The sequence below is a fragment of the Roseinatronobacter ekhonensis genome (genome assembly GCF_900499075.1).
GTDB classification, from domain to species: Bacteria; Pseudomonadota; Alphaproteobacteria; order Rhodobacterales; family Rhodobacteraceae; genus Roseinatronobacter; species Roseinatronobacter ekhonensis.
Window position 1 is genome coordinate 1 of the sequence record NZ_UIHC01000075.1, and the last position, 8,576, is coordinate 8,576.

The window sequence follows — 8,576 nt, forward strand, 5'->3', positions numbered from 1 at the left end:
TCGGGCAGTTCAGTGATGGTAGTCTCTGGCATGTGGCATATCCCTTTCTCGACTGAGAATTGACGGCGTCTGAACACCGCCATGATATGCCGCCCCTCAGGGCATCACCAACTTTCGCGCGTTTCTCCTTTGGCAGGAGGAGTCATGCATCGTGAGCCGTCGAGTGGTAAAGTTCTCCCCGCTGAGCTCTGCGTTACGGTCGCCACTCAGCGGTTCTTCGAGCGTGCAATTGCAGGAAGTGGCGTTCCAGAGCGCGGTTTCATTGATAAATGCAGCCACAATCTGGCTGGCTTACAGAGCCTGAACGTGATCCTGAAACTCACAAAAGCGGGACGGGACATCAAGACTCTGCAGGTCAAATATCTCAACGACATCCTCGATGCGGATCACCAGCCCGATGCTTCACTTCAAAGCCTTCCATTCGGCCACCACTATATTCGCCGGGATCGGAACCACGCATATGATCCGAAAGGAAAAGTTCGGTGCTAACGAGTTTACAACCTTGCAGCCTGTAAAATCATCGTCATGGCTGCAGTGGCGATCCGGGTCATTGCACTTTTCGTGCTGGCCATGCCTGAAACAATTTTGGCGGCTTCTGGCGTGCCCCGCCTTTTAAACGCGCCTTTGAATCAACAGCCTTGTTCTGACTCTTGCAGGGCAACCCGAGCAAGAAAGCTATTTCCATGACCGGCTCCCAACTCCTGATTTTCACCATTCTCGCGGCTATGATGGCGCTGTTTTTGTGGGGGCGGTTCCGCCATGACGTGGTGGCGTTGGCGGCACTCCTGACCTGCGTCATCACAGGATTAGTTCCGGCGGGCGTGGCATTTGCGGGCTTCAGCCACCCTGCGGTGATCACGGTGGCCTGTGTGTTGGTGCTCAGCCAGGGGTTGCGAAATACCGGTGCTGTGGATTGGCTGGCGCGCAGCATCCTGCCGCGCGATGCAGGGCGGATGACAACTATGCTGGCGCTGATTGGGCTGGGCGCGGCGCTGTCAGGCTTCATGAACAACGTGGGGGCGATGGCGCTTTTGATGCCAATCGCAGTGCAGCTGTCGGGACGGCTGGATCTAACGCCTGGACAGGTGCTGATGCCACTTGCCTTCGGCACAATTCTGGGGGGCATGACCACGCTGGTGGGCACGCCGCCTAACCTTATCGTTTCGGGCTTTCGGGAAGAGGCCGGGCTGGGCCAATTCGCCATGTTCGACTTCGCCCCTGTGGGCGTGGTCGTTGCGGCCTTGGGCGTTCTCTTCGTCGCTGTCATTGGCTGGCGGCTGGTGCCTGCGCGCAAATCTGACGTTGGTGACGGTTTTGACACCGGTGCCTATCTGACCGAGGTGCGCATACCCGAGAAAGGCAAGGCAGTCGGCCTGACCTTGCGAGACTTCGAGGCCGAAATAGAGGACAGTGGTGCACAGATCATCGGTCTGGTGCGCAATGAGGTGCGCATAACAGCGCCACATGGCGGGCGTCGTATTCACGCGGGTGACATTCTGGCGCTGCAGGCCAATGTCGACGCGCTGGCCGAGGCGCTGTCGGTCTTCGGCATTAAGCTGGAAGAGGAGAAAACGTCATCGGACGGAGAAGGCGAGAAGACAGACGGCGCGTCCAAAAAGACATCGCAAGCGGCCAAAGCGGAAACGGCTACAAAAAAGGATGACAAGGCCGAGGACACAGACGAGAGCGATGATCGCGATGAGGATATTGTGCTGCGAGAACTGGCCGTTCTGCCAGGCTCGACCATTGTCGGGCGTTCGTCCAGTGACCTGTGGCTGCGGACTCGCTATGGGCTCAATCTGTTAGCCGTTTCGCGCGAAGGGCGCCCGCCGCAGGCGCGGCTTCGCAATCTGAAGTTGAAATCCGGCGATCTGCTGCTCATCCAAGGCCCGGTCGAGATGATTGCTGAATTCATTAAAGATACGGGCTGCGTGCCGCTGGGCGAGCGCGAATTGCGCATCCCTGACAAGCGTATGGCAGTCATCGCCGGGGTGATCACGTTCGGTGCGGTCGGTATTGTGACGCTGGGACTGCTGCCTGCCGCCGTGGCTTTTGCGCTTGGGGTTCTGGCCTCGATGCTTTTGCGCACTGTACCTTTGCGGCGGATTTATACCTCTATCGACTGGCCGATCATCGTGTTGCTAGCAGCCCTGATCCCAGTTGCGGGGGCGATGCAGACGACTGGGGCCGCCGATCAACTGGCGCGGTTTCTGGTCGAAACCATCGCGCAGGGTAACCCTGTCGCCGCGTTGGCAGTGGTGTTGATCACCACCATGTTCCTGTCAGACGTGATGAACAACGCCGCTACTGCGGCCATCTTGTGTCCCATCGCCCTTGGCATTGCCGCAACACTTGGCGTCAATCCTGACAGCTTCCTGATGGCTGTCGCGATTGGCGCGTCCTGCGCCTTTCTCACGCCAATCGGGCATCAGAACAACACGCTCATCCTTGGCCCCGGTGGTTTCCGGTTCGGTGATTATTGGCGGTTGGGACTTCTGGTCGAGGTTATCGTGGTCGTCGTCAGTATTCCGCTGTTGTTGATCGTCTGGCCAATGTAAATCTGCATGGACAGGCCTTGCACAATCAATTGGCCCATGGAGTCGGGAATGCTCCAGCACTCCCACGCTGTGATGTAAGCTGGATAATTAACTGAATTTTCAAAGCATGGACATCTGCTGAATGGCATAAAAGTCCGAATCAAACAGTTCGCGCGCTCTGCGGCGAAGGTCATGTGTGGATGGCTCCTGCATAGCAAGACATTTTTGATCCGATTTGTGCATTTGTCAGAAGCAGTCATGTGTCCGGCCTGTTTGCGCGGTTTTGACCGCTGGCCCTGATGGGTTCCGCAAACCAAGTCCCTTACAGCTTAGCGGGCAATTGCGCCCGGGACCTTCGACGGGGTGTCTCGGTTTTGGCGGCAGACTTATGCACCATCATCTCGCGGGTCTTGCTAACTCTTTGTTCTTTCTCCTTTAGGCCTTGTGTGGGGTGTAAGGTTGGTTGCGAGTTAGAACTGTCCAGACGATCCTTGCCGTTTTGTTGGCCATAGCGACAGTCGCCAAGCGCGCGGGTTTTCGCTCCAGCAGCGATATCAGCCACTTACTTGCGCGCTCCGGGTGCGATTTGGTCTGTCGGACAAGTGATGTCATGCCAACGACCAACAATGATCGTAAGTATTGATCACCCATTTTTGTAATGTGGCCCAGCTTCTCTTTACCGCCGCTGGATTTATTCGCAGGCGTCAAACCAAGCCATGCTGCAAACTCGCGGCCATTGCTGAACTGATGCCCATCTCCAATGCTGGCGATGATCGCGGACGCCGTCACAGCACCAACGCCTGGGATGGTACGCAACAACCGCACACGCGCGTCTTCCTTGGCAATCTGCTTCAGGCGCTCCTCGTACCAGCGCAGACGAGTATGCAATGCCGTGAGCTGCTCGCACAGATTGTGGATCACGTCGTTCGCGATATCAGGCAGATCCAAAACCTCACCAGCCAGTATGTCCTCGGAAAAACTGATGACCCGTGCGAGACCTCGCGCGATATACACACCAAATTCGGCGACCATTCCGCGTAGACCATTGATGAGTTGGGTCCGCTGGCGAACCAAGAGGCTCCGCGCACGATGGACCGACAATAGGGATTGTTGTTCGACGGTCTTGATCGCCACAAAACGCATTGTAGGTCGGGTAACTGCTTCACAAATGGCTTCCGCATCGATGGCGTCAGACTTGCCGCGTTTCACATATGGCTTCACGTATATCGGTGGGATCAACCGAACGTCATGCCCGAATTTAGTCAGCTCGCGTGCCCAATGATGCGCGCTGCTGCAAGCCTCCATACCAATCAAGCAGGGCTCAAGCTTGGAGAAGAAAGACAACAACTGCGCCCGTCTCAAAGGTCGATTGAAGGCGACCTCGTCGTCTTTGGTGATCCCGTGAACTTGAAAAATGTTCTTGGCCAGATCAAGGCCGATTGTGGTAACTTGCATGGGGTGGCTTCTCTCATTTGCAGGTTGTGACATCTGCAGTATGACGCATTGCGACGTCGGTTGGAGCAGGAGCCATCCACACCATCAGCTAACCCAAGATGTTGCCGACTTGTTCTTTAAGACGCCCAAAAATACAGCTTCGGTCCGGTTAGGCCGATAATGGCGCGGCTGGTATGGCCGAGGTCGACCATCGGATTGTAACCTAGACGAACCAGCGGGACACTGTTGAGTTTATGTAAATTACCCACCAACTAAAATCCATGGTGTGCCGATCACCATGAAAATCACAACGTTAGTCAGGACTATTAGGACCCGCTATTCAAAGCCTTGGTGCCAGCTGATAGTAAGCCCGCAGCGTGTCCAGCCATGAACGGTTGAGCATATCAAAGTGCTCGAGCGCCGGCGCTTCGCGTAGCAGTTTCTCAGTAACGTTCATCACCACATGACTGCCGCCCTTGGCCAGATGAAGCAGCCGATCATATGGAACAACCATCTGCTGTGCAGAAATCGCCCCACCGGTGTCGATCACCAGATGCGATAGGGATCCAGTCTTAGGATCGAACAAGATATCGATCACGGTACCGACTTCGTCGTCATGACCAAAGACCGGCAAGCCCACCCAGTCACTAAGGCGCGCAAATCCGTCCACTTTCCGATTTCCGGGGATCTCTGGACCGTCTTGTGTCTCATGCCAATTGAGAGTGGCGAAACCAGCGTAGCCCCCGCCCAATGGACCAACCATGATCGGCGGCATCTCCGCCATCGCCGTGTGCCCGAAGACTTTAGGGTCGGACCATTCTGGCGCGGCTTTGATGGCGTCGGGACTGATTTCAACTGGCCACTCACGATTGCTTTCGTCAGGTTCGCCCATCAAACGCGTTGAAACTACCACCTCGAGATCATCGAACCACCCGCCGACGTCGAGAGCGACAAATTGCAAGAGGCCCTGCCCTGCATCAAAGAAAATTTCCTTAATTGGGAAACGCACGTCCTTTGCGGAGGCCTTGTGACGCAGCATATCGGTCATTGCGAATAGAACCGGAGACCCTGGGGTATCTGCAGCGTTGTTTGCGGTTTTCGATACGAATTCTGTCATTTTTCGATGTCCTTCCTGCAGCAGCCAAAACGCATGGCCCCGCCAATTGTTGAAAAGATGGGACGCTACGGTAAACTAACCGTGGTCTTGACCTCGTATTAATCGTTTGTATTCCGCCCAGCATTGAAACGACTGTTTTTGGTCAAGCCGCCTGGGGATCTTCCATCTGGGAAAGCATGTAGGTAGGTTCGCCCATTTTCTCGAGCAAACTCATCTGGCGGGTCAGCCAATCAACGTGACATTCTTCTTCGATCGCTATGTCCTCAAACAGGCGACTGGTGCCGATGTCACTGTCATTAGCCGCGTCTCGTGCTGCCTGCGTGTAGAACTGCACCGCACCGCGTTCCTCGCCAAGATCAGCGCGAAACAGCGCGTCGAGTCCTTTTGCCTGGATCGGTGCCTTGGCGGCTTCTACTTTGGGCATTCCCTCAAGATAAAGAATTCGATCGATAAAACGACCGGCATGGCCCAGTTCCTCGCTCATTTCTTCGCGCATTCTTTTGGCCAATCGATCAAGCCCCCAGTCGTCCAAAACATGGGTGTGCAGAAGATATTGCTGGATCGCTGTCAGTTCCATCGACAGCGCGGTTTGAAGGTTCTCGATGCTCTTGCTGGTATTGCTTTTGGTCATTGGGTTCAGTCCTTTGTTACCAAATTTGCTTGGGTAGGCAGATTAATTAACCGAAACGACCCATCGCCTTGCCAACCGCAACACCAAGATCATGCCAAGTAGATTGCAGTCCACTCAGGTCATCGGTTGCCCCGTTTTCTTGTGCTTTGCGGACATCGTCATATTGCTTCTGGCTCTTTGCGAATTTTTCCTTCAGCTCTTCGACTTCGCGCAGATAAGCGGGCTTTGCCTCCGCGGCGGCACCCGCAGCCTTAGCTTCAAGCTGTGCGACTTGAGCCTTCCATTCGGCGAGTTGGCTTTCAAATTTCTCAAATTGAGCTTCTGAATTAATCATGTATTTGTCTCCTTGCTGATATCGGCTTGAGCACCAATGCGCGCCTATCATGACTCCTACTTATGGGAATTCCTGAAAGTAACACGCCGTCCACACTCTGCACTGATGTCGATCATGCCCAACAAAACTCAGTTTGAGCGCCCCTATCAGGGTCATATCGCCTGCTGCGCCTTTGCTATAGAAACCGGTACCATGCCCGCGCTCGCGTCCACGATCTCTTGGCAAACCCGATCAATAGCATTCTGCGTTCAGGCGTTATAAAAGAGGCTATGCAGCTCACTTTACTGCGACGCTTCTCAGGTTCTTCAGAGGGTGCCCTACGTTTAACAACAGTACCGGTTTCCAGACAGTAGCGCTCTGATCCAAATCAGCGGACCCTCCGGTGAAATCCTGCTGGCGGTCAGATGCGACTATTGTGTTTTCATCTGATCGGAAATGAGGCCGCCGGAGACTAACACGGATCAGCACCCGTTCGCGAAACTTGCCGTAGGGATCTTGGAGTTTAGGTGGTGCCGACCCTGAGCTAACGATATTTCTCGCAATCGTCCGGCATGGTCAAATGTGCCACAGTATCGCCGGTGCCAACCCACTAAGATCAGTTGGTTTTAGCCATTTCGTCTTGGCACTGGTGTACGGAACAAAACGCCAGTCAAAAGCCATTTTTGAACAGGTGCCCAACAGCATCGTACCGACGGCACCTGATTGAACGACAAAGTTTCAGCGGCAGGACATGATTGCACCTACCCAAATTGCACGTTTCGATGCCGAAAAACTTGGGGAAAGCCGACCAGACAACAAACAGAAGTGAGGACCAATCATGCCCAAGCATTTTGATACCGCAATTATTGGAGCAGGCCAAGCTGGGCCAGCCTTGGCAATGTTTCTCGCTGATGGCGGGGAATCTGTTGCCATGGTCGAAGGCAATCTGATGGGTGGATCTTGCGTCAATTATGGATGTACGCCGACCAAAACATTGCGCAAGTCGGCGCGGGTCGCGCATTTGGCACGGCGGGCGGCCGATTTTGGAATTGGCGTGGGTGACGTGACGGTCGATTTCGCGGCGGCGATGGCGCGCATGCGTGACCGGGTTCAGACCTCCCGTGCGGGGCTCGAGAGCGGGCTTGAGGGTTCGGAAAACGTAGAGATCCTGCGCGGATGGGGCGCGTTCGCTGGTCACGATAACGGTAGGTTTACCCTGCAGATTGGCGATCAGACTGTCACGGCCGACAAGGTCTACATCAACACCGGCACGCGCGCCTCGATTCCATCAATCAAGGGCGTGGAGGCCGTGCCCTACCTGGATAATGTCAGCCTCTTGGAACTGACCGAATGCCCGGCGCATTTGATTGTCGTCGGGGGTAGCTACATCGGGCTGGAAATGGGGCAGATTTTCCGCCGCCTCGGGGCGCAGGTGACCATACTCAACAGCAGCGCCCGACTGGCCTCCCGCGAGGATGAAGATGTGTCTGCCATCATTCAGGAGTTTGTCGAGAACGAAGATATTCGTGTCATGAACAATGTCGAGATAACCTGTGTCGAAAAATTGGACAGCGGCGTCGCAGTTATTCTCGACGACAATCAACGCATCGAAGGAACACATCTGCTTTTTGCCACTGGCAGAGTGCCAAACAGTGACAGGCTAAATCTTGACAATGTTGGGGTGAATACTGACGACAATGGCTTTATCGAAACTGATGCGCAGTTGCAGACAAACGTCAATGGCATCTGGGCCTTAGGTGACATCAACAAGCGCGGCGCCTTTACCCATACTAGCTATCACGACCACCAGATTGTCCTTGCAAACTCGGCCCAAAACGTAGGTTCACTGCATCAATGGCGGGACGCCGACGAACGGCCCACAACTTACGCCATGTTCACTGATCCACCGCTTGGTCGGGTGGGGATGAACCTTGCCGATGCATGTCTGGCGGCCAAAAATGGGCAACATATTCTGACCGCAGAGCGCATGATGTCGGACGTCGCCCGCGCAAAGGAAGAGGGTGAGACCGCCGGGCTGATCCGACTGATCGTCGATGGTGAGACCGAGCAGATACTGGGGGCGTCGATAATTGGCATTTCGGCTGACGAGGTGATTGCCGTCATTACCAACTTCATGGCAACGAAATCCAGCTACCGGGTCCTGCAGCAGGCCCTGCCCATCCATCCAACCGTGGCCGAACTGTTGCCGACGGTTTTGGCGGGACTAAAGCGTTTGAGCGTCGTCTGAAGGTTTCAATTGGCTTGAACACCCTACCACCACTCCATGACCACGCGACCAAGCAATGAAAGGAAAATTGTATGAAAGCATCCGACCTGTTTATTCGTTGCCTCGAGGTAGAAGGCATAACCCGTATTTACGGCGTGCCTGGCGAAGAGAATGCTGACTTCATGATGTCTGAAGTGGTCCGGCAAATTTGGACAGCGTGCTAAGATGTATCCAACGCGCACGAATGGATACGAGAATGACAAAGCGACGGAACTTTTCAGACAAGTTTAAAGCTGCTGTGGCGCTTGAGGCGCTGC

6 protein-coding genes and 1 pseudogene are annotated in these 8,576 nt (G+C 54.8%); 3 read left to right on the top strand and 4 right to left on the bottom strand.

Going from position 1 to position 8,576, the window contains the following annotated elements; all coding sequences use genetic code 11:
- Positions 1–201: 201 nt before the first annotated feature.
- Both ROE7235_RS17805 and ROE7235_RS17810 read left to right on the top strand, forming a co-directional pair.
- Positions 202–508, top strand: a pseudogene (locus ROE7235_RS17805) (transposase family protein); the annotation flags it as partial.
- A gap of 175 nt (positions 509–683) precedes the next feature.
- Positions 684–2,558: an SLC13 family permease gene (locus ROE7235_RS17810; RefSeq protein ID WP_121096998.1), complete on the top strand. Its 1,875-nt coding sequence runs from the start codon at positions 684–686 to the stop codon at positions 2,556–2,558.
- A 414-nt stretch (positions 2,559–2,972) separates the two neighbouring features.
- Here the strand turns inward: ROE7235_RS17810 and ROE7235_RS17820 are convergent, their stop codons facing one another.
- The 4 genes from ROE7235_RS17820 to ROE7235_RS17835 form a co-directional block, all read right to left on the bottom strand.
- Positions 2,973–3,992 carry an IS110 family RNA-guided transposase gene (locus ROE7235_RS17820; protein WP_093925546.1) on the bottom strand — a complete coding sequence of 340 codons (1,020 nt, stop codon included), beginning with the start codon at positions 3,990–3,992 and terminating at the stop codon, positions 2,973–2,975.
- Positions 3,993–4,311: 319 nt separating this feature from the next.
- Positions 4,312–5,088 (bottom strand): PRC-barrel domain-containing protein, encoded by a 777-nt coding sequence (locus tag ROE7235_RS17825; protein ID WP_093925547.1) that lies wholly within the window; start codon positions 5,086–5,088, stop codon positions 4,312–4,314.
- A gap of 142 nt (positions 5,089–5,230) precedes the next feature.
- A complete protein-coding gene (locus ROE7235_RS17830) occupies positions 5,231–5,719 on the bottom strand; it encodes a bacterioferritin (protein ID WP_093925548.1) in 489 nt (162 codons plus the stop codon).
- A 46-nt stretch (positions 5,720–5,765) separates the two neighbouring features.
- Complete coding sequence (locus tag ROE7235_RS17835; protein ID WP_245766462.1) at positions 5,766–6,053, bottom strand: sll1863 family stress response protein; 288 nt, start codon at positions 6,051–6,053, stop codon at positions 5,766–5,768.
- 817 nt (positions 6,054–6,870) lie between these two features.
- On the opposite strand from ROE7235_RS17835, the gene ROE7235_RS17840 reads away from it, so the two are divergent.
- Positions 6,871–8,280: a mercuric reductase gene (locus ROE7235_RS17840; RefSeq protein WP_093925636.1), complete on the top strand. Its 1,410-nt coding sequence runs from the start codon at positions 6,871–6,873 to the stop codon at positions 8,278–8,280.
- Positions 8,281–8,576: the final 296 nt, after the last annotated feature.